24 protein-coding genes are annotated in these 22241 nt (G+C 56.3%); 5 read left to right on the top strand and 19 right to left on the bottom strand.

All coding sequences use genetic code 11. From position 1 onward, the window contains the following. Position 1: 1 nt before the first annotated feature. From CHH28_RS03115 to gmk, 11 genes are all read right to left on the bottom strand, one after another. Complete coding sequence (locus CHH28_RS03115) at positions 2-1072, bottom strand: hypothetical protein (protein ID WP_094058932.1); 1071 nt, start codon at positions 1070-1072, stop codon at positions 2-4. A gap of 73 nt (positions 1073-1145) precedes the next feature. Further along, the gene (locus CHH28_RS03110; protein ID WP_157729748.1) at positions 1146-1652 is read right to left on the bottom strand and encodes a hypothetical protein; all 507 of its coding nucleotides are present in this window, start codon (positions 1650-1652) and stop codon (positions 1146-1148) included. 183 nt (positions 1653-1835) lie between these two features. Further along, positions 1836-2351, bottom strand: a complete 516-nt coding sequence (locus tag CHH28_RS03105; protein ID WP_094058930.1) for a dihydrofolate reductase — start codon at positions 2349-2351, stop codon at positions 1836-1838. A 46-nt stretch (positions 2352-2397) separates the two neighbouring features. Then, entirely contained in the window at positions 2398-4104 is a 1707-nt protein-coding gene (locus CHH28_RS03100; RefSeq protein WP_094058929.1) for a putative bifunctional diguanylate cyclase/phosphodiesterase, read from the bottom strand. Between the two features lie 93 nt (positions 4105-4197). Continuing rightward, positions 4198-4992 (bottom strand): thymidylate synthase, encoded by a 795-nt coding sequence (gene thyA / locus CHH28_RS03095; protein WP_094058928.1) that lies wholly within the window; start codon positions 4990-4992, stop codon positions 4198-4200. A 6-nt stretch (positions 4993-4998) separates the two neighbouring features. After that, on the bottom strand, positions 4999-5799 hold the full coding sequence (gene lgt / locus CHH28_RS03090; RefSeq protein ID WP_094058927.1) for a prolipoprotein diacylglyceryl transferase: 801 nt from the start codon (positions 5797-5799) through the stop codon (positions 4999-5001). Positions 5800-5878: 79 nt separating this feature from the next. Further along, positions 5879-6667 (bottom strand): sulfite exporter TauE/SafE family protein, encoded by a 789-nt coding sequence (locus CHH28_RS03085; protein ID WP_094058926.1) that lies wholly within the window; start codon positions 6665-6667, stop codon positions 5879-5881. Between the two features lie 64 nt (positions 6668-6731). Continuing rightward, positions 6732-7049: an NIPSNAP family protein gene (locus CHH28_RS03080; RefSeq protein ID WP_094058925.1), complete on the bottom strand. Its 318-nt coding sequence runs from the start codon at positions 7047-7049 to the stop codon at positions 6732-6734. 32 nt (positions 7050-7081) lie between these two features. Continuing rightward, the gene (gene spoT, locus CHH28_RS03075) at positions 7082-9196 is read right to left on the bottom strand and encodes a bifunctional GTP diphosphokinase/guanosine-3',5'-bis pyrophosphate 3'-pyrophosphohydrolase (RefSeq protein WP_094058924.1); all 2115 of its coding nucleotides are present in this window, start codon (positions 9194-9196) and stop codon (positions 7082-7084) included. A gap of 11 nt (positions 9197-9207) precedes the next feature. Beyond that, positions 9208-9438 (bottom strand): DNA-directed RNA polymerase subunit omega, encoded by a 231-nt coding sequence (gene rpoZ, locus CHH28_RS03070; protein WP_094058923.1) that lies wholly within the window; start codon positions 9436-9438, stop codon positions 9208-9210. Between the two features lie 108 nt (positions 9439-9546). Next, positions 9547-10164, bottom strand: a complete 618-nt coding sequence (gene gmk / locus CHH28_RS03065; RefSeq protein WP_199244071.1) for a guanylate kinase — start codon at positions 10162-10164, stop codon at positions 9547-9549. A gap of 72 nt (positions 10165-10236) precedes the next feature. Between gmk and CHH28_RS03060 the strand changes: the two genes are divergently transcribed. Both CHH28_RS03060 and CHH28_RS03055 read left to right on the top strand, forming a co-directional pair. Continuing rightward, complete coding sequence (locus CHH28_RS03060) at positions 10237-10824, top strand: hypothetical protein (protein WP_094058921.1); 588 nt, start codon at positions 10237-10239, stop codon at positions 10822-10824. Positions 10825-10919: 95 nt separating this feature from the next. After that, on the top strand, positions 10920-11366 hold the full coding sequence (locus CHH28_RS03055) for a c-type cytochrome (RefSeq protein WP_157729747.1): 447 nt from the start codon (positions 10920-10922) through the stop codon (positions 11364-11366). Here CHH28_RS03055 and CHH28_RS03050 read toward each other — a convergent pair. Then, positions 11356-12015 carry a cytochrome b/b6 domain-containing protein gene (locus CHH28_RS03050; RefSeq protein WP_157729746.1) on the bottom strand — a complete coding sequence of 220 codons (660 nt, stop codon included), beginning with the start codon at positions 12013-12015 and terminating at the stop codon, positions 11356-11358. The two genes, CHH28_RS03055 and CHH28_RS03050, sit on opposite strands and share 11 nt — an antisense overlap. 11 nt (positions 12016-12026) lie before the next feature. Beyond that, on the bottom strand, positions 12027-12878 hold the full coding sequence (locus tag CHH28_RS03045) for a YicC/YloC family endoribonuclease (protein ID WP_094058918.1): 852 nt from the start codon (positions 12876-12878) through the stop codon (positions 12027-12029). Between the two features lie 138 nt (positions 12879-13016). On the opposite strand from CHH28_RS03045, the gene rph reads away from it, so the two are divergent. After that, positions 13017-13733, top strand: a complete 717-nt coding sequence (gene rph / locus CHH28_RS03040; protein ID WP_094058917.1) for a ribonuclease PH — start codon at positions 13017-13019, stop codon at positions 13731-13733. A gap of 22 nt (positions 13734-13755) precedes the next feature. Here rph and CHH28_RS03035 read toward each other — a convergent pair whose 3' ends face one another. Further along, positions 13756-14529: an exodeoxyribonuclease III gene (locus tag CHH28_RS03035; RefSeq protein ID WP_094058916.1), complete on the bottom strand. Its 774-nt coding sequence runs from the start codon at positions 14527-14529 to the stop codon at positions 13756-13758. Between the two features lie 233 nt (positions 14530-14762). Between CHH28_RS03035 and pyrE the strand changes: the two genes are divergently transcribed. Both pyrE and CHH28_RS03025 read left to right on the top strand, forming a co-directional pair. Next, a complete protein-coding gene (pyrE, locus tag CHH28_RS03030) occupies positions 14763-15407 on the top strand; it encodes an orotate phosphoribosyltransferase (protein ID WP_094061966.1) in 645 nt (214 codons plus the stop codon). Between the two features lie 7 nt (positions 15408-15414). Beyond that, positions 15415-16086, top strand: a complete 672-nt coding sequence (locus tag CHH28_RS03025) for a DUF4124 domain-containing protein (protein ID WP_157729745.1) — start codon at positions 15415-15417, stop codon at positions 16084-16086. 14 nt (positions 16087-16100) lie between these two features. Here CHH28_RS03025 and slmA read toward each other — a convergent pair whose 3' ends face one another. From slmA to coaBC, 5 genes are all read right to left on the bottom strand, one after another. Next, on the bottom strand, positions 16101-16703 hold the full coding sequence (slmA, locus tag CHH28_RS03020; RefSeq protein WP_094058914.1) for a nucleoid occlusion factor SlmA: 603 nt from the start codon (positions 16701-16703) through the stop codon (positions 16101-16103). 10 nt (positions 16704-16713) lie between these two features. Next, positions 16714-17613 (bottom strand): acetylglutamate kinase, encoded by a 900-nt coding sequence (argB, locus tag CHH28_RS03015; RefSeq protein ID WP_094058913.1) that lies wholly within the window; start codon positions 17611-17613, stop codon positions 16714-16716. 104 nt (positions 17614-17717) lie between these two features. Continuing rightward, positions 17718-20381, bottom strand: a complete 2664-nt coding sequence (locus CHH28_RS20330) for a phosphomannomutase/phosphoglucomutase (protein WP_094058912.1) — start codon at positions 20379-20381, stop codon at positions 17718-17720. 161 nt (positions 20382-20542) lie between these two features. Further along, entirely contained in the window at positions 20543-21013 is a 471-nt protein-coding gene (gene dut / locus CHH28_RS03005) for a dUTP diphosphatase (protein WP_094058911.1), read from the bottom strand. Continuing rightward, the gene (coaBC, locus tag CHH28_RS03000) at positions 21013-22236 is read right to left on the bottom strand and encodes a bifunctional phosphopantothenoylcysteine decarboxylase/phosphopantothenate--cysteine ligase CoaBC (protein ID WP_094058910.1); all 1224 of its coding nucleotides are present in this window, start codon (positions 22234-22236) and stop codon (positions 21013-21015) included. The genes dut and coaBC overlap by 1 nt, the downstream gene beginning before the upstream one ends. Positions 22237-22241: the final 5 nt, after the last annotated feature.

Here is a 22241-nt window from a genome sequence, read left to right as displayed (position 1 = left end):
TTTACCACGGCAGCGGCTCGGCCACTTCGGCCCAGCGCTGCTGTTGATCGATGGTGGCCAAATCATCCGCCAAACGTTGGCACTGACTGACCGCCTGCTCCCATCGAGCTCTGCGTACGTCGTAGTCGGTGAATTGGTAAAAATCCTCCAAATCTGGAATCCGCCCGCCGGGCAACGTCTGCGCAAACTCCCATGACGGGGTGATCATAATGGTGCGCCGGTAGTGGTGCGCGGACGCCTGACGCCAAGATAACTTCTTATCGAACCAGCCTGCTTTCGGTGCGCGCGCAAAATAGTGCGGATACAGCACAAAACCACTTTGTGGTAGCACTGGCAGATCAAATTGATAGTCGGTAATGCCGCCGTCGCGATAGGTACCGCGCTTGGCACCGGGTATGTGCTTCACTCCGGCAATGACCAATGGGATCGCGCCGGTGGCCATGAGCGCCGGCTGCAGGTTGTGTTCATTTAAGGTGACGCGCTGGGCGGGTAAATGGGGAAAGTAGCTGATGGGCGGTTGCTGCGGGTGGTGGAACAAGGTGCGTTGCAACCATGGGCGCATGGCACTGCGTGCCACCACATTGGCACTCATAGCGCCCAATAAACCCAGCGATTGCAGTGCTTTAGTGTCAAAACGGGCCAGGCCTCGACAGCGTGTCGCCAGAGTGTGATAGCGCATCACTGGGTGCTGAATGATTTCGCTGGCGCCGTCATCGCCGAGCATGTCGTCCAGAATGACCTGACATCCAGCGGCTACTTCGGCAGCGCTCGGTTTGTCCGAATAGCGTTGGCTCATGTAGGCCTGCTGAAAGCGCTGGTGAGCGGCCAATGCGTCAGTGCGAGCGAAGCAGGCCAAACGCCAGGCTCCGGCCGATGTGCCCAACAAATGCAGCGGTTTACTGCGCTGGGCAAACCATTCGCTTAACCAATAGCGATCCATCGCGGCTAATGACAACCACTTCGGCCCGCCGGATGCCCCCAACAACATGTCGATATCATCAGGTTGCAAACCGTGCTGGCGGATGTGTGTCAGTGCTTCGCTACCGGCATAGACTTTCAGTGTGTATTTCATTGGCTTTCTCATGACGCGGTTGCTGCCATTGTCGGCGCAGTGGATGACAGAAGTAAGGGCCAATATTGCCTGGCTAGCGCCGATTGTCGGTGACGCAGCGAACGGGAGACCAGGTTTCGAAACTGTCCTCATCCAACGGGTCGGCGGCTTGGTGAATAAAACAATGGTCGCCAGCGCGAATATAGCGTCGGCCTTCGCCGCTGAGTGCATGCGTGCTGATGTCAGTACGTACCGCCGCTCTCTGCTGTTCTTGGACTTGCCTGGTTTCTAGCACCGAGCGCCGCAGGCGCGGGTCGAAAATTTCGCCGTCAGTGGTGCCTGTGGTCGATGGATGCTCGATTGGTGTGGGGACGGACAAGTCGCTGGGCAGTTGCCAGTTGATGACTGTTTTTGGCGCTGACGTTTTCGCGGGCGGCGTGTTGGCAAGTGATGGTGTCTTAGGTGACGTTTGCGGCTGGGTGTGAGGTGCTGCTGCACCCGCTTCTGGCTTATCAGGTGCTGGCGTTGATGGCGTAGGCGTTAATATCTGCTCGGCGACAGTGCCAGCCCCAGAGGGACTTTTCGACGGCGCCAACGTCACATTCAGGGCCACCGTCTGGGTTACAAGTAGAGGGTGGAATGATGCTGTCGAATTTGGCCAACACCATAAGGCCAAGCCATGCAGCACGACTGACAGTAGTAATGTTAAATGCAGCGTCCGCACTGCTATTCCCTAGGCGTGATGCGTTTCCAGCGGGGTTAGAGCGCGGACGGTGGCTAAGGTTCAGCGGCGCTGGTAGACAACAAAGCTGTAATCGTATGGATTTGGACCTTCGGCGCTGAAGTCTTCCCGCGCCACGGGCTGCCATTGCTGGGTATCAAAAGCGGGGAAAAACGCGTCGCCATCCACCTTGGCGTGCACTTCGGTGATGTACATACGCTCGACTAACGGCAACGCCAAAGCGTAAATCTCTGCCCCACCAATGATCATGGCCTCGTCTTGGCCGTTGATCAGCAGTATTTGCTCCGCCAGTTGCTGCGCCGCCTCCAGACTGTCGACCACGCGCACGCTCTCGTCGGCCTGCGGCGGCTGATAATCGGTTTGCCGGGTAATAACGATGTTGGTGCGCCCTGGTAGTGGTTTACCAATGCTGTCGTAGGTTTTGCGGCCCATAATAATCGGCTTGCCGAGTGTCACTTGCTTAAAGTATTTGAGGTCATTGGGCAGGTACCAGGGCAGTTTATTATCACGGCCAATGGTGTGGTTTTGCGCTTTCGCAACGATCAAAGCAAGTGACACAGCAGCTCCATTACACTGAGGTTGGTAATTCAAGCGGCATCATACGTCAGCGGCAGCGGGCCACCAAATCGGGTATGTCTGCGGCGTTGCTGGGGCGGGCAAAGTAATACCCTTGGTACTGATCGCAGCCGAGTAAACTGAGGATTTCCAGCACCTCGACATCCTCCACGCCTTCGGCTATGACCTTCAGCCCGAGGTTGTGGGCGAGATTAATGATGGAGTGAGCGATGGCGGCATCATCGGCGTTGTCGACGATGTCTTTGACAAACATGCGATCGATTTTAAGTACATCGATGGGCAGATTTTTCAAATACGCCAACGACGAATAGCCGGTGCCAAAATCGTCAATCGCGACGCCGATGCCCAATTCACGCAACCGCGACAGCAACTCGGCATTTTGCTCGACGCTGGTCATAAGCATGCTCTCGGTAATTTCCAGCATCAGGTTATGGGCAGGCAGGCCGGTCTCGGTCAAGGTGCGACGAACGATTTGCTCCAAGTTATCCTGGCGGAACTGCCTGGGTGACAGATTGACGGAGACCTTGCTGTTGTCCGGTACTTGGCCTTGTTGCAGCCATTGTTGATATTGTCGGCAGGCGCTGCGAATGGCCCATTCACCAAAGGCCTCGATCAAGCCTGTGTCTTCAAGCACCGGAATAAACACCGCCGGTGGAATTGAACCCAGGCTGCTGTGTTGCCAGCGCATCAGCGCTTCGACGCCAGCAAAGCGGCGGCTATCGACTTGCACCTGGGGCTGATAGGCCAAGTACAGCTCATCGCGCTCCAGCGCATGGTGCAATGAGCTCTCCAGCCCTGCGCGTACGCTGCTGATGGGCGAGGGCTGATCTTCGTACAGCTGGCTGCGCTGGCGCCCTTGCTGTTTTGCTTGATGCAACGCCAACTCCGCGCGTCGCACCAGCTGGCCGGCATCGAAACCGACGCGGGTGGCCAGTTCCATACCGATACTGGCGCTAACAAACACTTCTTCTTCGCCCAGCTCGATCGCTTGATTGATGCGCAAGCGCAGCTTGTCGGCCACCAGCTCAGCGATGTGGGTGTCATTGATGTTGTCGAGCAATACCGCAAAGCTGTTGCCGGCCAGCCGAGCCAAAGTGTCGGCGCGGCGCACGCATTGTTGCAGACGCGCTGCGATGACTTTTAATACCTCATCGCCGCCATCGTGACCGAATACGTCATTGACGATACGAAAGCGATCAAGATCGATAAACAGCAGTGCCAAACCGCGTTGACGGCGCTGGCTTTGCGCCAAGCTGTAATCCAGCCGGTCCTGAAACAGGGTGCGATTGGCTAATCCTGTTAGGCAGTCGTAATGAGAGCTGCGCTGCAGTTGCAGCTCATGGTGTTTGCGAGCGCTGGCCAGTGCCAATGAGTCGTCCAGTTGCCAGCCCGACTCAGGCGAGACCACCACTTCCTGTACGCCTAGGTCGATCAGCTCAACGGCAATATCCGCGCCGCACGGTTGCTGCAACAGCACAATCACCGGGGCATCGGGCAGGGTCAGTTGCAGCCGTTCCAGCAAGTCGCGCAGCCTGCCATCGTAATGGCTGGCGGCAATCGCCAGCGCGCTGTCGGGGGACTGCAACCATTGGCTGCTCATGTCGGCAAAGCCGTCGCAGCGGCTTATCAGCGCTTCACCTCGGGCTTGTGCTTGCCAGAAGTCAAAGGCGGAATCGTCCAAGCTTAAGCAAAATAATTGCGACCGCTGGTGCGGGATCGGGCTGACTTGTGTCATCAGGAAAACAACCGCAGCTATACAACGTAACCAGTATAGCCAGCGGTGATTAACTCAGACTTTCTCGTCAGCCCTATCGGGAGGATAGGCAGGTCAGACCGCGACCGGTGCCTTAATGTGCGGGTGGCTTTGGTATCCTTCGATAACAAAGTCGTCAAACTGATAGTCGAACAAGGATTCCGGCTTGCGCTGAATAACCAGCTGCGGCAAAGGCAGCGGCTCACGCGTCAGTTGCAGGTCGGCTTGCTCTAGGTGGTTGGCATACAAATGCACATCACCACCGGTCCAGACAAAATCACCCACCTCCAGCTCGCATTGCTGTGCCATCATATGCAGCAGCAAGGCGTAACTGGCAATGTTAAACGGCACACCCAAAAATACGTCGGCGCTGCGCTGATACAACTGACACGACAGCTTGCCATCGGCGACGTAGAACTGGAAAAAAGCATGGCAAGGCGGCAAGGCCATATTGTCGATTTCACCGACATTCCAAGCACTGACGATCAAACGACGTGAATCCGGGTTGTTGCGAACCTGCTCGATCAACTGGCTGATTTGATCAATCTGGCGGCCATCCGCCGCTGGCCAGCTGCGCCATTGCGAGCCATAGACTGGCCCCAGATTGCCATCAGCATCGGCCCACTCATCCCAAATAGAAACGCCGTTTTCTTTTAAGTAGGCGATGTTGGTGTCGCCACTTAAGAACCACAGCAGTTCATGAATGATGGAGCGCAGGTGCAACTTTTTGGTGGTCACCAGCGGAAAGCCCTGGCTCAGGTCAAAGCGCATCTGGTAGCCAAAGCAGCTGTAGGTACCGGTGCCGGTACGATCTTGTTTGAACACACCCTGTTCGCGCACGTGGCGCATCATATCGAGATACTGTTGCATGGTTGTTTAAACACTCTGGGGGCGACGACGATAAGCCCAGGCCATCAGCAATAAGCCTGCAACGATCATCGGCAGGCTCAGCAACTGGCCACGGCTCATCCAGCCAAACAGGTCAAAGCCGATGTGCGCATCGGGCTCGCGGAAGAATTCGGCAATGGTACGGAAAATCCCGTAGCCAAGCAAAAACGCAGCACCCACCGCCATGCGTGGGCGCGGCTTGCTGGAGTACCACCACAATACGATGAACAGCATTAAGCCTTCCAAGCCGGCTTGATACAGCTGCGACGGATGACGTGCCAGCTCATCGGCACGTGGGAAAACCATGGCCCAAGGCACAGCTTGAGGATCCGCTGCTCGGCCCCACAGCTCGCCGCCAATGAAATTACCGATGCGTCCGAACATCAGACCAATGGGCACCAAAGGCGCGACGAAATCGCCGACATCAAAAAAGTTCTTTTGATATTTGCGCGCAAATATCGCCACCGCGATCAGCACACCCAGCAGTCCACCATGGAAGGACATGCCGCCTTCCCACACGCGCAACAACCAAATTGGGTCGTCGAGAAACTGTGAGAAGTTATAAAACATGACGTAACCAAAGCGGCCACCAAGAATGACCCCCATGGCGCCATAAAAGATCAGGTCGCTGACTTGCTCAGCCGTCCAGTTTGAGCCGGGCTGGCGCGCGCGATAGTTGGCCAGCCACCAGGCGGTGCCAAACGCCAGCAAATACATCAGCCCATACCAGTGGATCTGCAGCGGACCGATGGCGATGGCAACGGGGTCGATATCCGGGTACTTCAGCATATTGGGTCCTTATCAAATGATTGGGTGGCAGTGTCGGCCATCCGTGTGACAGTTTAAGAGCGCATACGTCTGGCTCGGTTCAACCGAGCAAGAAGCGCAGCCCGACTACCAACAGCAGCAAGGCAAAACCTTTTTTCAGTTTGTTCTGATCCAGCCGGTGGGCTAGTCGCGCGCCGACTTTGGCCATCGGAACACTGGTCAATACGATGCCAACGATGGCTGGCCAGTACAGAAAGCCACTGCTCCAGCTGGGCAATAACGGGTTGTTCCAACCTGCCCAAACGTTGCTGATGGCACCTGTGATGGCAATCGGTAAACCGCAGGCCGCAGAGGTAGCGACTGCTTGGCGCATGGGAATGCGCATCCAGCTTAAATAGGGCACGGTGAAGGTGCCGCCGCCAATGCCAAACCAGGAAGAGCCAAAACCGATGACGCCGCCGGCGCCCACCATCGCCGGTACTGACGGGATGGTACCGTCACTGCCGGGGTTGAGGTCGAAGAACATTTTGCCCGCCAGCAACAACGCAAACACACCGATGATGTTTTGCAGCACTGGGCCTGGCACCTGGGTGATGAGCGCGACACCAATGGCGGTGCCGATGACGATACCCACACTCAAGCGCGTCACCAGTGGCCATTGCACGGCGCCATTGCGATGATGTTCCAACACTGAGCTGATCGAGGTAAATACGATGGTGGCCAAGGAGGTAGCCACGGCCATATGTGTGAGCACATCGGCACTGAGGTGTTGTGCCTCAAACGTCAGCACCAACACAGGTACGATGACCATGCCACCGCCAACGCCAAACAGGCCAGCAAGCAGGCCCGCCAGAGCACCCACTGCCAAAAACAGTAAAAAAACGGTCATAGGTCACTGCGCCGGAAATTTAGGAGGCGCCATTATGCCCACCGATGGTGGCGGCGCCAATGGATCAGAATGCGGTGGGGGTGAGAAGGCGCACGCGCACGGTGTCGGCTTCAATCAGCTCGAACACTTGTGGCCGAATGTGCTCGATCCACCAATCGTTATAGACCTGCTCAAATAACTGCTGGCGATGGGCCTCATCGCGGTAGCGGCGTTGCCACACAAACCAGTCCTGACCTTGCTCATCGCACCAGTGGCTGGTGAAGACTACCTCCATGACTTGCGCCCGCTGATAGGGAAGGATGGTGTCACGCATCAGCTGTAAAAACGCGTCCAGTTGGCCGGGTTTGATTTGATACTCACGCAACTCAAGTAGGTCGGTCATGCCAAGGCTCAGTGAGTGTAATAAGGGAGGAGTTAGTTGCGGGTACGAACGATCTTGGTGACACCGTGCACATGGCGCAAGCGGCGAATGGCTCTGGCGAGATGATTGCGGCCCTGAATGCTGATGGTCATATGAGCGACGCTAAGGCGTGCATCTCGTTCTTGGACAGAGAAGCTGTCGAGGCTGGCATCGGCCTGGTTAACCGCGCTGGCCAGTTCCACCACGGCGCCACGGCGGTGCTCCATATAGACCTTGAGGTTGACCGAAAACTCGGTATTGATGTCTTTGTCCCAGCTGAGAATGACGCACTTTTCTGGGTTGTCGCGATACTCTTCGACGTTTTTGCAGTGCTCGGTATGGATCACCAAACCACGACCTGAGCTGGCGTGACCAACAATGGGGTCTCCAGGAATCGGGCTGCAGCATTTGGCAAAGCTCACCACCAGTCCTTCGGTGCCCTTGATGGCTAATGGAGACTGCTCGAACGCGCCCAAATCAACGTCGGAATCGCGGTTGGCGACCAGCAATCGACGCGCCATCAGAGGCGCCATGCGGTTGCCGGAGCCAATGTCTTCCAGCAGATCGTCGAGGCTTTCCATGCCAGTTTCTTCCAGCACCAGATGGATGTGATGGGCATCGATATCATCGAGAGATTTACCCAGGCTGCTGAGCGCTTTGTTAAGCAGCCGCTCGCCCAACGATACCGATTCGCTGCGGCGCTGGTTTTTCAGGTAGCTGCGAATGTTCGAGCGGGCTTTGCCGGTGACGACAAAATTGAGCCACGCCGGATTCGGCTGCGAGTTGGGCGCCGTCACAATTTGCACCGTTTGGCCGTTTTGCAGCTTGGCGCTTAATGGCGCCAGCTGGCGATTGATACGACACGCAATGCAGCGATTGCCGACGTCGGTGTGCACGGCATAAGCAAAATCGATGGGGGTAGAGCCTGCTGGCAGCGCCAGAATCTTGCCTTTAGGCGTGAATACGTAGATTTCGTCGGGGAACAGATCGACCTTAACGTGCTCGACGAACTCCATCGGGCTGCCGGCGCTTTTTTGCAGTTCCAGCAGGTTTTGCACCCATTGTCGGGCGCGTTGGCTGCCATTAGCCGGATCAACGTCAGATTTGTACAGCCAATGCGCGGCGATACCATGGTTGGCCATGGCTTCCATTTCTTCGGTACGAATCTGTATCTCAACGGGCAGACCGGCGATGCCAATCAAGGTGGTGTGCAATGACTGATAGCCGTTGGCTTTAGGGATGGCGATGTAATCTTTGAAGCGCCCAGGAATGGGTTTGTACAGAGAATGCATGGCGCCCAATAGGCGGTAACAATCGTCAGCGCTCTCGGTGATCAGGCGAAAGCCATACACATCCATAATATCGGCCAGCGGTTTGCGCTGGTCACGCATCTTGCAATAAATGCTGTAGAGGTGTTTCTCGCGGCCCACGATGCGCGCCTGAACGCCTACTTCATTGAGGCGGTTGCGAATCGCGGTGGAGATGGTGTCGACCATTTCCTTGCGATGGCCTCGCGCTGCCTTCACCGCTTTGCGAATCATGTTGGAGCGCATCGGGTAGATGGCTTCAAAACACAACTCTTCCATTTCGATGCGGACATCGTTCAAACCCAAACGATTGGCAATCGGTGCGTAAATATCGAGGGTTTCACGTGCGATACGACGGCGTTTTTCCGGCCGCAATGAACCTAAGGTACGTAGGTTGTGCAGGCGATCAGCCAGCTTAACCAGAATGACGCGGATGTCTTTGGCCATCGCCATGGCCATCTTCTGGAAGTTTTCGGCTTGTTGCTGCTCTTTGCTCTCGAAATGGATGTGCGTGAGCTTGGAAACGCCATCAACCAGCTCGGTGACCACATCACCAAATTGAGTCGACAGGGCGCCTTTGGGGATACCGGTATCCTCAATGACATCATGCAGCATGGCGGCCATCAGACTTTGATGGTCAAGATGCATGTTGGCGAGGATATTGGCGACCGCCAATGGATGGATAATATAAGGTTCGCCGCTGCGGCGGCGCTGCCCCTCGTGAGCTTGTTCGGCGTAATAATACGCACGACTGACCTGTTTAATCTGAACGGGCGTCAGATATTGGGTCAGTCGCTCAGCCAGGGCATCAATGGTGGGCACAAAGAATCGCCTTACAGGCTGTTGTTGCGCTCAGCTTCTTCGTGAGCGGCCATGCTGGCCGGAGTCACCAGATCTTCAGCGATTTCACGCAGGGCCAGTACGGTAGGCTTGTCATTTTCAACCGGCACCAGTGGTTCAGCGCCCTGTACGGCAATTTGACGAGCACGCTTGGTCGCCAGCATGATCAGTTCAAAGCGGTTGTCTACGTTGTTCAAGCAGTCTTCAACGGTAACGCGGGCCATAGTTATCCTGTTTTCAGTCGAATTCGAATTGACCTGATAGTTTATCTGAAATTGGTCTGAAAGAAAGCATTTTGATTACATAATGCTCAACTTTCATACGCTTCTGGTTCAGTCGTTCAACAGCGCTTGCAAGGTGCTGGCGTGGCGTTCTTGCTGTGCTTCCAGACGGTGACGACGAGCAATCACGATGGCGCGAAGCTCTTCCACCGCGTTGTTGAAATCGTCGTTGACGATCAGATAGTCGTATTCAGCGTAGTGGCTCATTTCGCTGCGTGCATCGCGCATGCGACGTTCGATGGTGGCGTCATCGTCCTGGCCACGCTGGCCGAGGCGCTCGCGTAAGGCCTCGATCGATGGCGGAGCGATAAACACGCTGACAGTGTCTGGCATCAAGCGACGGACTTGCTGTGCCCCTTGCCAATCAATTTCGAGAATCACATCACGACCGGCGGCCAGCTCACTTTCTACCCAGCGCTGCGAAGTGCCATAGTAATTATCAAACACTTGCGCATGCTCAAGAAACGCGCCTTCGCCGATCAAGCGCTCAAATTCGGCCTTGTCGACAAAGTGATAGTCCTGGCCATCGACTTCGCCTGGGCGCGCGGCGCGCGTGGTGTGCGACACAGAGACGCCAATGTAGCCGGTGCTGTCCAGCAAGGCTTTCACTAAACTGGTCTTGCCGGCTCCTGAGGGAGCAGAAAAGACATACAAGGTACCAATCATGATGACTCCAGTAACGCGTCGCGATAAAAGCGCGCCAGTATATAAAAGCCAGCGACAAAGCTCACCAGCATTACCATGAAAGTATGGCCTGTACTGCTGATATTGTTGCTGTGGCTGGTCTGGCCGGCCAGTGAGCGTGAGCATCCACCGGGGCAAACAGCGCCGCAGCCGCCAGAGCAGCGAACAGTGCGCTCTGGCGCACTGCTGACGCTGGATGAATACACCTTAACGCCGCTGGCGGAGTTTGACATCACAGCGCGTGTGTTGGCGCGCGAAGACTACCACTTCGGACGCGAGGCCGACTTGTCCCCAACGGATCTGGCGCTGGGCTGGGGCATTATGTCGGACAGCCAGATTCTGGACTCACTGGATATCAGTCAAAGCGGTCGCTGGTATCGTTGGCGCGCGGAGCAACTGCCAGCCCCGCGGCGCGATATTGAGCGCTCTAGCGCCAATATGCACATCGTGCCGGCCAGTGACTGGGTCGCCGACCAGCTAAAACGCGTGCGGCGTGGTGATCTGGTGCACATTGAAGGCTATTTGATTCGTGCCGACAGCAGCGATGGCTGGCACTGGGTTAGCTCCACCAGTCGCGACGATACCGGCGACGGCGCTTGCGAAATCATTTACGCCGAGTCGTTACGTATTCTGCCTGCTGGCTAAGTGATGTGCTGTCTGTCAAGGAGCGTAAGCGCGTTGCGAGTCGGTTGGCGATGTCGATACACTCGCGGCGCGACATAATAACAGAGGAAGTATCCGTGAAAGCACTCAAGCAAGTGACCTTAGCCGCCGTATTGGGCGCACTGAGCATGACGGCCCTGGCTGAGATCAAGCCATTTGAGGCGGTGGAATACCGCAAAGGCATTTTTAAAGCAGTGAAATGGCAGTTTGGCCCGATGGGCGACATGGTTAAAGGCAAAATCGACTACGACGCGGAAGAATTTAGCCGCCGCGCCACCAACCTGGCGGCGCTGAGCCATATGCCGTTGGAGGGTTTTCGCGCCGGCACTTACGCCAGCAGCACGTCCGCTTTACCGAGCATCGAAGACGACTGGCAAACCTTTGCTGACACCATGACACAGTTCCAAAACAACACGGCCGCGCTGCAGCAGGCGGCTGCCAGCGGTGATATGAAGACCATCAAACCGGCTTTCATCACCGTGGCGCGCACTTGTAAGTCTTGCCACGACAAGTTCAAAGACTGATTAACGCCCACACGCTGGTGGCGGCAATGGCTGCCACCAGAATTCCGCGCAGCCAAGGCGTGGCGACGCTGTTGTCATTGCTTTGGCTGGGTTTGCGGCCATGCAGCATGGCTTGCAGTAGCGGCTCTTTTTTACCCCATTGATGCGTGGCGACCCCGATGAGATGCAAGGCGATGGCGGCCAGCAGTAAGTCGAACAGGGTACGGTGCCAGCGGGTGATCTCGACACTCAGGTCGTAGCTGACCAAGGCGACCAGCGGCCCTTCGGTAAAAATCTCATCATTGGCGAATAACCCGGTACCGGCTTGAGCGGAACACAACAGCAGCAATGCCACCACCATCCAACCACCCAGTGGGTTATGTCCTTGATACGTCGACGCGTCTTTGCGCCACAGGCCGTTGGCATAGCGCCACACCGTCAGAGGGCTGCGCACAAACTGGCGAAAACGCGCAAAAGGAGTGCCGGTAAAACCCCACAGTAAGCGGAACATCACCAGGGCGAGCACCGCATAGCCGCTGCGCATGTGCCATTCCATCCACTCGCCGCCTTGCTCGCCAGACCACCAGCCAAAACTGATGCAGGCGACCAGCAGCCAATGAAACAGACGGATAAACGCGTCCCACGTCAGGGTTGAGTGTGTACTGCTCATACTAGGTGTCATCATTCGATGTTTTGTACTTGTTCGCGCATTTGCTCGATCAGTACTTTTAAATCGACCGCCGCTTGGGTGATGGCAGCCGTAAGAGATTTCGACGACAGCGTATTCGCCTCACGGTTGAGCTCTTGCATCATAAAGTCGAGACGACGGCCAATGGGCTCATTGCTGCTGAGAATGCGCGTCACTTCTGCCAGGTGCGTATCGAGTCGGTCGAGTTCCTCGGCGACATCGGCCTTTTGTGCCAGCAGCACCATCTCTTGTTCCAGCCGCTCGGGTGCGAGCTGCTGTTGCAGTTCTTCTAGGCGTGTTTGCAGTTGCGCACGCTGTGCTTGCAGCGCAGCGGGCATTTGCTCACGCACTTGCGCTACCAGCGGCTGCATGGCTCGCAAGCGCTGCTGAATCATATCGGCCAATGCCTGCCCTTCGCGTTCGCGCGCCGCCAGCAATTGTTGCAGCGCTGACTCAAACGCATCCAGGGCGCTGGCCTGCAGCGCTTTGCTGTCCGACGTGTTGCTGTCTAGTACGCCTGGCCATTGCATTAGCTGCAGTACGTTCATGGCATTGCCTGGGCCGATAATGGCGTGAATCTGATCGGCGGCTTGGTTGAGTTGCTCTACCAGCGCGGTGTTGACGCTCAGCTCTGACTGACCCGCCAGCGGTTGGAACTTCAGCGCACACTCGATTTTGCCACGGCTGAGGTAGTGCTTTAACCGCTCCCGCAGCTTGGGCTCTAATTCACGAAAGGCATCGGGTAAGCGAAAGTGGGGTTCCAGGTAACGGCTATTGACGCTGCGTATTTCCCAGGTGAAACGGCCATCCGTTTGCTCGCTGCTAGCGCGTGCAAAGGCTGTCATGCTGAATACCTTAGCTGTGCCCACGGGTGTGCCTCCGATAGTGAAAACGTCATTGTACGTGCTTCAATCCAAGCGCCCAAGAGGGCGTCTGTGCCGTATAATGACGCCGTTTCATCCTCCATATTTTAAGGAACTGCTATGCGACCCAGCGGCCGTCAGCCCGACCAACTGCGCGATGTGCGTATTACTCGCAACTTTACCAAGCATGCCGAAGGCTCTGTGTTGGTGGAGTTTGGTGATACCAAAGTCATTTGTACCGCCAGCGTGGAAAACCGTGTACCGCCCTTTATGCGGGGCGAGGGCCGTGGCTGGGTAACGGCTGAATACGGCATGTTGCCGCGCTCGACTGGCTCACGCATGATTCGTGAAGCGGCCAAAGGCAAGCAGCAAGGGCGCACGGTAGAAATATCACGCTTGATTGGCCGCAGCCTGCGTGCCGCGCTGGACTTGAATAAACTCGGTGAAAATACCATCACGCTGGACTGCGACGTGATTCAGGCCGACGGTGGCACGCGCACCGCCGCCATCACTGGCGCTTATGTGGCGCTGGCCGATGCCATCAACGGCTTGCTTGCGGCGGGTACCATCAAAACCAACCCAATCAAAAGCCCAATCGCAGCGATTTCGGTGGGAATTTACCAAGGCACTCCGGTGCTCGATTTGGACTACGCCGAGGATTCCCAAGCCGATACGGACTTGAATGTGGTGATGACCGCCGCCGGTGGCTTTGTTGAAGTGCAGGGCACCGCTGAGCAAGAAGCGTTCAGCGCCGACGAGTTAAACGCCATGCTAGCGCTGGCGCAAAAGGCGATTGGTGAGCTGGCTGCAGCGCAGCAAACGGCTTTAGACAGTTAACAATAAGCGCCCTTCGAGGCGCTTATTCGTCATCGAACTCGTATTCGACCATCACCGCGGCATGGTCACCGAACTGTAAGTTGGTGTCGATCTTGGCATCCACCACGTACTGCCGCACATTGGGTGTGCAAATCTGATAGTCCTTGCGCCAGCCGTTCAAGTTGCGACGCGCGCTGTCGGCGTCCGGCCACCAGGTAAATTGGTTTTCGCCAAAATTGGCCTCGCGGAAGGCATCGACAAAACCCACAGGGCCAAACATCTGATCAAACCAGGCGCGCTCTTCCGGTAAAAACCCCGGTGATTGCTGGGCGTCTTGCCAGTTGGCGATATCGACGGTTTTATGCGCCGCTTCAAAGTTGCCGCAAAAAATAAATTCACGGCGTTTGCGTCGCGTCTTTTGCAGATGCTCCAAGAAGGCTTGCTGAAACGCCAGCTTGTCTTCCAGGCTGTTGTGCTCGTCAACGCTTGGGAACAGGATAGAACCGACACTGACGTGGTCGAAGTCGGCTTGAATATAGCGCCCCTGCAGGTCGCAGTGCGAGAAGGCCAAGCCGGTCATGATGGCTTTCGGCATGTCGCGCGTCAGAATGGCAACGCCGGAGTAGTGGTCGGCTTCGGCATCAAAGAAATAAGCATTGTAACCATCCGGGTAGAGCACATCGTCTGACAGCTGATACTCCTTGGCTTTCAAATTCTGCAGCGCGATGACGTCGGCATCGGCACCCTGCAGCCAGGTATACAACCCCTTATCGACCGCTTGTTGCAGGCCATCGACGTGTAAACTGACAATCCTCATACATGGTTCCCGGATAGTGAAGTGTGTATGATACCGCATCCTGAGCATCGGTAAATCCGCGCATTCTGTGAATCCGTCGATGCCCGTTTGCGGCTGCAGTCTATACCATGTCGCCACGTCGAGACGGACACGCGCTGGCCGCTGAGCTATTTGCCTGCTGCAGTGCCATCGCCCAGCATCGCTTTGCAGATGTGCCGGTGACCGACCATCGCACCGCAGCCAAGGTTCTTATCATGCAGAGTTACCAACAGGAATTTATCGAATTTGCGATTCAGCAAGGCGTGTTACGTTTTGGTGAATACACGCTCAAGTCGGGCCGTGTGAGCCCGTATTTCTTCAATGCCGGACTGTTTAACAGTGGCGTTGCACTGGCCAAGCTGGGGCGTTTTTATGCCGCAGCGTTAGAAGACGCGGGTATCGATTACGACGTATTGTTCGGCCCTGCCTACAAAGGCATTCCCCTCGCTACTACTGTGGCTGTCGCGCTGTACGACCAGTACGGCAAAGATGTTCCTTATGTATTTAACCGCAAAGAAGCCAAAGCCCACGGCGAAGGCGGCACCTTGGTCGGCGCAGACCTAACTGGCCGAGTACTGATTGTTGATGACGTCATCACCGCCGGCACCGCCATTCGTGAAGTCATGGCTATGATTGAAGCAGCGCCGCAAGCGAAGCCAGCAGCGGCGTTAATTGCGTTGGACCGCCAAGAAAAAGGTCAGGGCGAGTTGTCAGCCATTCAGGAAGTGGAGCGCGACTTTGGCATGCAGGTGATCAGCATTGTCGGTCTGAACCAAGTGTTAGAGTATGTTGCGCAGCAGCCAGAGCTGCAGCAATATGAAGACGCCATTCGTCGCTATCGGGACCAATACGGAGTGTAGATTCATCATGAGATTGCTTGTCTGTGTACTGGCATCTGTGTCGCTGGTGATGGCCTCATCGGCGTGGGCATCGAAGCTGTATCGCTTCAAGGTCGAGGGTCGCACTGTGATCAAAGACCACGTGCCATCAGAGTACAAGCATCTCGGTTATGAAGTTCTGAACTCCCGTGGCATGGTGATTGACCGCGTGGATCGGGCGCTGACGCCGGCGGAGATTAAAGCGCGCGAAGAAGCCGAGCGGCGCAAAGAAGCCCGTATTCAGGCAATCGCCGATCGCCGTGCCAAGGACATGGAGCTGCTGCGCCTGTATGCCAAGCCGGAAGACGTCGAGCGGGCGCGCCAGCGCCGCGCCGATGAATTGGATGCATACGTGCAATTGCAGCGCCGCCGTATTGCTGGTTTTGAAGAAAAGCTAGAGCAAGCTCAGAGCCGGGCGGCCAATGTTGAGCGCGTTGGGCGGGAAGTGCCTGCCGATATGCGCCTAGAAATTGTGCAACTGCAAAATCGCATCAGTGAAACGCAACAGACCATCACCACGCGCCGCAAGGAAATGATCGACAGCACCAAGGATTACGCCGAGCAATATGAGCGCATGCGCATTCTACAGGTGTATAAACCGGGCACCTTGAACGACGAAGTGGATTACGACCGCGTGGATCAGGCGCTGGGCGATTTGTAAGCGTCTCGCCAGAGTTAACTCTGGCGATGTCGCAGTAAATTGGGTTGCAGCAAGCGCCACTGCTCGTCCCAATAGCTGGTGGGCAATATCTCAAACTCGGTGCGCACGTACTGGCGAATGCGCCCCTCCAGCACCGCCGTCAACAAATTAGCTGCCGCGCTGACGGTCTCCGTTGCCACTCTTCCCTCACGCATTTCAGCTTCGCGTAAAATCTGTCGCAACTGTGTTTCGATGCGCTCGAAAAACTGTTGTATGCGCGTGCGCAGGCGATCGGTTTCACCAGCCAGAGCGTCGCCGGACAGCAAGCGGCACATGCCGGGGTTCTTTTCGGCAAAGGTCAGGATCAGGGTTAGAGTATTTTCACAGCGTTCATCGGCGCTGTCGAAATCTTGCAGGATACGGTTGATGCGCGAGAACACGGTGTCCTCAATGAACGCAATCAAGCCTTCAAACATTTTGGCTTTGCTGGGAAAGTGGCGGTACAGCGCGGCCTCGGATACGCCAACGGTTTTCGCCAGGCTGGCGGTGGTGATGCGTGCCCCTGGGTTGGTTTCCAGCATGTGCACCAGTGCCTGCAGTATCTGATCCCGCCGTGACAGTTTTTCGCTTTGGCTCATGGACTGTTCCCTATCGACCGTCGCTGATCAAGGTGCCGACACCTTCGTCAGTGAAGAGCTCCAACATGGTGGAGTGGGCCAAACGGCCATCAATGATGTGCGAGCTCACCACGCCAGCATGAACGGCGTCCAGAGCACAGCGAATCTTTGGCAGCATGCCGCCATGAATGGTGCCGTCGGCGATCAGGGCATCGACTTCTGCGGTGGATAAACCGGTCAGTAGTTTGCCTTCTTTGTCCAGTAAGCCTTCGATGTTGGTGAGCAAAATCAGCTTTTCTGCACGCAGCACCTCGGCCACCTTACCGGCAACCAGATCGGCGTTGATGTTGTAGGAGTTGCCCGCTTCATCCACCCCAATCGGTGCGATCACGGGAATAAAATCGCTGCGCGTCAGCATATCCAGCACTTGGGTGTTGATACGCGCTACCTCGCCGACATGGCCGATGTCGATGATCTCGGGCTGCTGCATATCGGGGGTGTTTTTCTTCACTTTCAGTTTGCGCGCGTGTAGCAACTGGCCGTCTTTACCGGTCAGGCCAATGGCTTTGCCGCCGTTTTGGTTGATCAGGTTGACGATGTCTTTATTTACTAAGCCACCGAGCACCATTTCCACCACATCCATGGTTTCGCTGGTGGTGACGCGCATGCCGTTAACGAATTTGCTTTCGATGTTCAGCTTGGCCAGCAACTCGCCGATTTGTGGGCCACCGCCGTGAACAACGATGGGATTGATGCCCACCAGCTTGAGCATGACCATGTCGCGAGCAAAGGAGTTCTTCAACTCTTCGTCGATCATGGCGTTGCCACCATATTTCACCACGATGGTTTTGCCGACAAAGCGTTGCAGGTAGGGCAGGGCCTGGCTGAGCACCATGGCCGTGGTCATCGCGCGTTTACGCGTCAGTGGCATGCAGTCACTCCTTCGTTGGCTGCGGCATGAATGGCAGCGTCAGGAAAATGGTCGGCCATCGCCAACCACAAAGTGGCGGCGATTATAGCCTGAAGTGCAGCTGTCTAAAATGGCAGTGCTAGGTCGGGAGCGTGGCGGTTCAGTGCCTGCCGCAGGCGTTGCTGAATGCGGCCGATGGCTTGCTGATCATTACCTGCAAAGCGCAACGTCAGTGCCGGAGTGGTGTTGGACGCGCGAATCAGGCCCCAGCCGTCGGGGAATTCGAGCCGCAGACCATCAATGGTGTGTACACGAGCGCCGCGTGTCAGATCCTCATCTTTCTGCAGCTGCTCCAACAGGGAGAACTTAGCGTCATCGGAGGTGTTGATGTGCAGTTCGGGCGTGCTGGTATCTTCTGGTACGCGAGAGAAAATCATCGCCACAGGAACATTCTGTTGCGCCAATACCTCAAGGATACGCGCCGCAGCGTACAGGCCATCATCAAAGCCATACCAACGCTCTTTGATGTAAATGTGGCCGCTGAACTCTGCGCCGACCACGGCATTGCGTTCGTGCATGCGCTGCTTCATCAACGAATGGCCGGTTTTCCACATATCAGGTCGCCCGCCAGAGCCAATGATGACGCCCGGCAAATGACGTGACGATTTCACATCGAACACCACATCGCGGCCTGGGTTGCGCGGCAAAATATCGCGCAGTAACAGCATCAGCAGACGATCAGGCCAGATGATTTTGCCATGGTTATCGACCAGCACTAACCGATCACCATCACCATCAAAGGCCAGCCCGAGGTCGGCTTTGTGCTCTTCCACCGCTTGCTGCAATGCCACCAGGTTGTCGGGTACCGTTGGATCTGGGTGATGATTGGGAAAGCGGCCATCAACGTCACAAAACAGTGGCACGCAATCAACGCCCAAGCGTGACATGAGCTGCGTAGCCAATGGCCCAGCGATGCCATTGCCGGCATCGACGACAACTTTCATCTGGCGATTCAGGCTAACGTCGTCATCGATGCGTTGCAGGTAAGCGTCGTTGAGTTGTCGTGATTCGCGCGCGCCACGGGTGTCGGTGGGTAAGTCGTTGCGCACAATACGGTGATACAAGCCCTGCAAATCTTCCATCGCAAACGGCAGACGATCCACCACGATTTTAATGCCGTTGTACTGTGGTGGATTGTGGCTGCCGGTGATCATAACGCCGCATTTGGCGTCGGTTTCATGCGTTGCAAAGTACAATAGCCCGGTGGGCTGGGCTCCTAAGATCATCACGTTACAGCCCGCATCCAGCAGCCCGCGCTCGAGATTCTCTGCCAGCGGCGGACTGGAGCGGCGCCCATCCCAGGCCAGGCAGATTTTGTTAAAGCCGCGATGCTTTAGCTCCACCGCCAGTGAGCGGCCAATCCAATAGGCTACCTCTTCACTCAGTTCATGCCCCACCACACCGCGAATATCGTAGGCACGAAAGATGTGTTTGGGCATGATCGGTGGGCTGACCATAGGTGCAGGCGGTTCTTTCTTGCGTGGCTTAGGTTTAGTTTCTGGCACAGGCTCTGGCTGCGCTGCGTCAGTGCTGGTAGTGGGTTGCTCTGCCGGCTCAGGGGCTTCGAAGGGGTCGTCGTCTTCGTCATCGATCACCGTCATTTGCGGCAAGCTGCTACCAAAGGCGATGGGCTGAGCGCTGCTGTCGCTGGCAGCCACCTTAGGGCCTGGACGTGGCTGCTCGAGTGAGACGTTCATTTTTTCTCGCTCAGGCATCAAGTCACCATCGTCGTCACTTTCAGCTTGTGGCGACTCGATTGCAATGGCACCGCTGGCGCTGCTGCCAAAGCACAGCTGGCGCATGTGCTGCGCCAGGTCATAAAACAACGCCACTGTGTACTTGGGCGGATGATCCTGTCCTTTACGTACCATCTGACGAACATGGGTCAGCAACGCCACTTGGTTGTTGCGTAAGTCGCGTTTTTGCAGATACAGCATGACAAACAGCAGCAGAAGCGTAGCCACCAACACGATCAGCCAGGGGGTAATCAATGGCATCAGCGCCAGTTTGGGGCGGTTGTCGGCGGGCAGATAAGTTAGGTACCAATAATCGTTAATGGTCTCCGTCACAACATGACCATCGCTGCTGCTGTCGCCGGCTCGAAGCAGCTCAAGCCCTTGATCACTGCCTGGGTTGAGCATTTGAGTCACCACCACTTCACCAACGTCGGTGCCGGCAGCAGCGCGTAAGCGATCCAGCCACTCTGGGCCGTACTCAGCTAACAGTACGCCGCGAATGTTGCCAGCCGCATCGGCAACAGGAGAAGCCCAGTAAAACTGCAATTTGTTTTTGCGCATCACAGCTTCGACGCGCATATCGGCGCCGCGCAGTGTGCGGGTGACCAGCTCTTGTACGGCAAACCCGAGGTCGTCTTGCAAGCCTTGCGAGTTGTTTTTGGACAGCAGCAGCAGGCGTTGTACGCCAGGCATAAATAGCTTCAACGTCTCACGCCATGTCTCGTCGTTGCTGCGCAGCGCCGTCAAGGTTTGTGGATGACTGCTGGCCGCCATCTGCTGGGCACGGGTGTCTTCGAGGCGGGATTTTAACGATTGCGCCATTTGTGCGGCGACGGCGTTGGAATATGCCTGGTCGACTTCGGATTGCGCGAACAGGTTGATCTGCAAACTTTGCACGGCCATGCCGGCGACAATGATCAGGATGGACAGCCAAGCGCTGATACGAGTGAAAAACAGTAACGTGCGTGTAGGTGCCTTGGCGTCGCCGCTCATGCTTGGGTTCCTTCCGATTAGTACCGAACTGGCCGGAGGCGGCCATGCGAAACAGGAAACAGCGCTGCTTTGTACGCCCGCTAGCTTTCTGGTCACTACAGAATAGCTAGGTTATGGCATGGTCAAAGCAGCGAATTCACCAAGCGTCAGTGTAGCTGCTGTCAGGTACGACCGGAATGGCCAAAGCCACCGGAACCCCGCTCCGTGGCTGTGAACTCCTGCACAATTTCAAACTTTGCTTGCACGACGGGCACCAGCACCAGCTGAGCAATGCGCTCACCGACTTCAATCGTGAAGGCCGTATCGCCGCGATTCCAACAGCTGACCATCAGCTCGCCTTGGTAATCAGAATCGATCAAGCCGACCAAGTTACCGAGCACAATGCCGTGCTTATGGCCTAAGCCTGAGCGTGGCAGGATCATCGCCGCAAAACTTGGGTCTTGGATAAAGATGCTCAGACCCGTAGGAATCAGTTGCGTCTCGCCTGGGTGCAAGGTCAACGCACTGTCGAGGCAGGCTCGCAAATCAAGGCCAGCTGAGCCTGTGGTGGCGTATTCCGGCATGGCGATGGTATCGCCGATACGCGGGTCAAGAATGCGAACCTGCAGAGGGAAAGCGTTGTTATCTGTCATCAGTTAGCCTGTGGTTGTGTTGCGGATAGGCGCTCCGCCATGAGTTGAATCAGTTGTCGTGCCAGCTGCTGCTTACTGGCTTGTGCCAGTTGCTGCTTGCCGCCAGGCCAGAAAACGCTGACGGCGTTGTCGTCGCTGTTAAATCCAATGCCAGGCTGTGACACATCATTGGCGACGATCATGTCGAGCCGCTTGCGCTGTAATTTGCACTGGGCATGTTCACCCAAATGTTGTGTCTCAGCGGCAAAGCCGACGCAAAATGGAGGTGTTGGCTGGCCGGCAATGGTGGCGACGATGTCTGGGTTTTTGGTGAGCGTCAGTGTGATGTGCTCGCCGGATTTTTTGATTTTCTGTTCGGCGATATTCGCCGGCCGATAGTCGGCGACGGCCGCTGCGGCGATAAATACATCGCAATCGGACGTCGCGTGCTCAGCGGCTTGCAGCATGTCGTCAGCGCTGATTACATCAATGCGCTCGCATTGGGGCGGTGTGGGCAGGTTAACTGGCCCGCTGATCAGCGTTACCCTGGCACCGGCCTCTGCCGCTGCTTGTGCCAATGCAAAGCCCATTTTGCCGGAACTGTGATTGCTGATGTAACGCACAGGGTCCAGTGCTTCACGGGTGGGGCCGGCGGTAATGACCACGTGTTTGCCGCTGAGTTGCCCAGTGTCAAACTGCTGCGCCAACAGCTCGGCAATAGCCTCTGGCTCTAACATGCGACCAGGGCCGATATCTCCGCAGGCTTGCTGGCCGGCATCGGGACCAAACCAACGCAGCTGCGAACCCCGCAATTGTTGCAATTGTTGCACGTTGTTTTGCGTGACTGGGTTGCTCCACATGGCCTGGTTCATGGCGGGTGCCAATGACAGTGGTGCGCCACTGGCCAAGCAAATGGTGGTTAGCAAATCATCGCCCAAGCCCTGTGCCAGGCGTGCCAGCAAGTTGGCGGAGGTCGGTGCTATGACGATGACATCGGCCCATTTGGCCAGCTCGATATGGCCCATGCCAGCTTCGGCGGCTGGGTCCAACAAGGTGTGATGCACCGGGTTGCCCGACAAGGCCTGCAGCGTCAGCGGTGTGATAAATTCTTTGGCGCCATCGGTCATCACCACACGAACGTCTGCGCCGGCTTTCTTCAAGGTGCGCACCAACTCCGCAGATTTGTACGCAGCAATGCCCCCACTGATGCCGAGCACGATGCGTTTGTTACTCAATTGTTGCATGGTAT

It is taken from the genome of Bacterioplanes sanyensis (assembly GCF_002237535.1).
Classification (GTDB): Bacteria; Pseudomonadota; Gammaproteobacteria; order Pseudomonadales; family Oceanobacteraceae; genus Bacterioplanes; species Bacterioplanes sanyensis_A.
This window is presented reverse-complemented; position numbering and strand designations above follow the sequence as displayed.

Bases quoted from the DNA above. Each gene is read 5' to 3' on its own strand.
- rph (WP_094058917.1), top strand. From the start codon at position 13,017: ATGCGACCCAGCGGCCGTCAGCCCGACCAACTGCGCGATGTGCGTATT.
- coaBC (WP_094058910.1), bottom strand. From the start codon at position 22,236: ATGCAACAATTGAGTAACAAACGCATCGTGCTCGGCATCAGTGGGGGC.
- CHH28_RS03115 (WP_094058932.1), bottom strand. From the start codon at position 1,072: ATGAAATACACACTGAAAGTCTATGCCGGTAGCGAAGCACTGACACAC.
- CHH28_RS03085 (WP_094058926.1), bottom strand. From the start codon at position 6,667: ATGACCGTTTTTTTACTGTTTTTGGCAGTGGGTGCTCTGGCGGGCCTG.
- thyA (WP_094058928.1), bottom strand. From the start codon at position 4,992: ATGCAACAGTATCTCGATATGATGCGCCACGTGCGCGAACAGGGTGTG.
- CHH28_RS03060 (WP_094058921.1), top strand. From the start codon at position 10,237: ATGAAAGTATGGCCTGTACTGCTGATATTGTTGCTGTGGCTGGTCTGG.
- CHH28_RS03080 (WP_094058925.1), bottom strand. From the start codon at position 7,049: ATGACCGACCTACTTGAGTTGCGTGAGTATCAAATCAAACCCGGCCAA.
- lgt (WP_094058927.1), bottom strand. From the start codon at position 5,799: ATGCTGAAGTACCCGGATATCGACCCCGTTGCCATCGCCATCGGTCCG.
- pyrE (WP_094061966.1), top strand. From the start codon at position 14,763: ATGCAGAGTTACCAACAGGAATTTATCGAATTTGCGATTCAGCAAGGC.
- argB (WP_094058913.1), bottom strand. From the start codon at position 17,613: ATGCCACTGACGCGTAAACGCGCGATGACCACGGCCATGGTGCTCAGC.
- CHH28_RS03045 (WP_094058918.1), bottom strand. From the start codon at position 12,878: ATGACAGCCTTTGCACGCGCTAGCAGCGAGCAAACGGATGGCCGTTTC.
- CHH28_RS03050 (WP_157729746.1), bottom strand. From the start codon at position 12,015: ATGAGCAGTACACACTCAACCCTGACGTGGGACGCGTTTATCCGTCTG.
- CHH28_RS03100 (WP_094058929.1), bottom strand. From the start codon at position 4,104: ATGACACAAGTCAGCCCGATCCCGCACCAGCGGTCGCAATTATTTTGC.
- rpoZ (WP_094058923.1), bottom strand. From the start codon at position 9,438: ATGGCCCGCGTTACCGTTGAAGACTGCTTGAACAACGTAGACAACCGC.
- CHH28_RS20330 (WP_094058912.1), bottom strand. From the start codon at position 20,381: ATGAGCGGCGACGCCAAGGCACCTACACGCACGTTACTGTTTTTCACT.
- CHH28_RS03035 (WP_094058916.1), bottom strand. From the start codon at position 14,529: ATGAGGATTGTCAGTTTACACGTCGATGGCCTGCAACAAGCGGTCGAT.
- CHH28_RS03025 (WP_157729745.1), top strand. From the start codon at position 15,415: ATGAGATTGCTTGTCTGTGTACTGGCATCTGTGTCGCTGGTGATGGCC.
- dut (WP_094058911.1), bottom strand. From the start codon at position 21,013: ATGACAGATAACAACGCTTTCCCTCTGCAGGTTCGCATTCTTGACCCG.
- slmA (WP_094058914.1), bottom strand. From the start codon at position 16,703: ATGAGCCAAAGCGAAAAACTGTCACGGCGGGATCAGATACTGCAGGCA.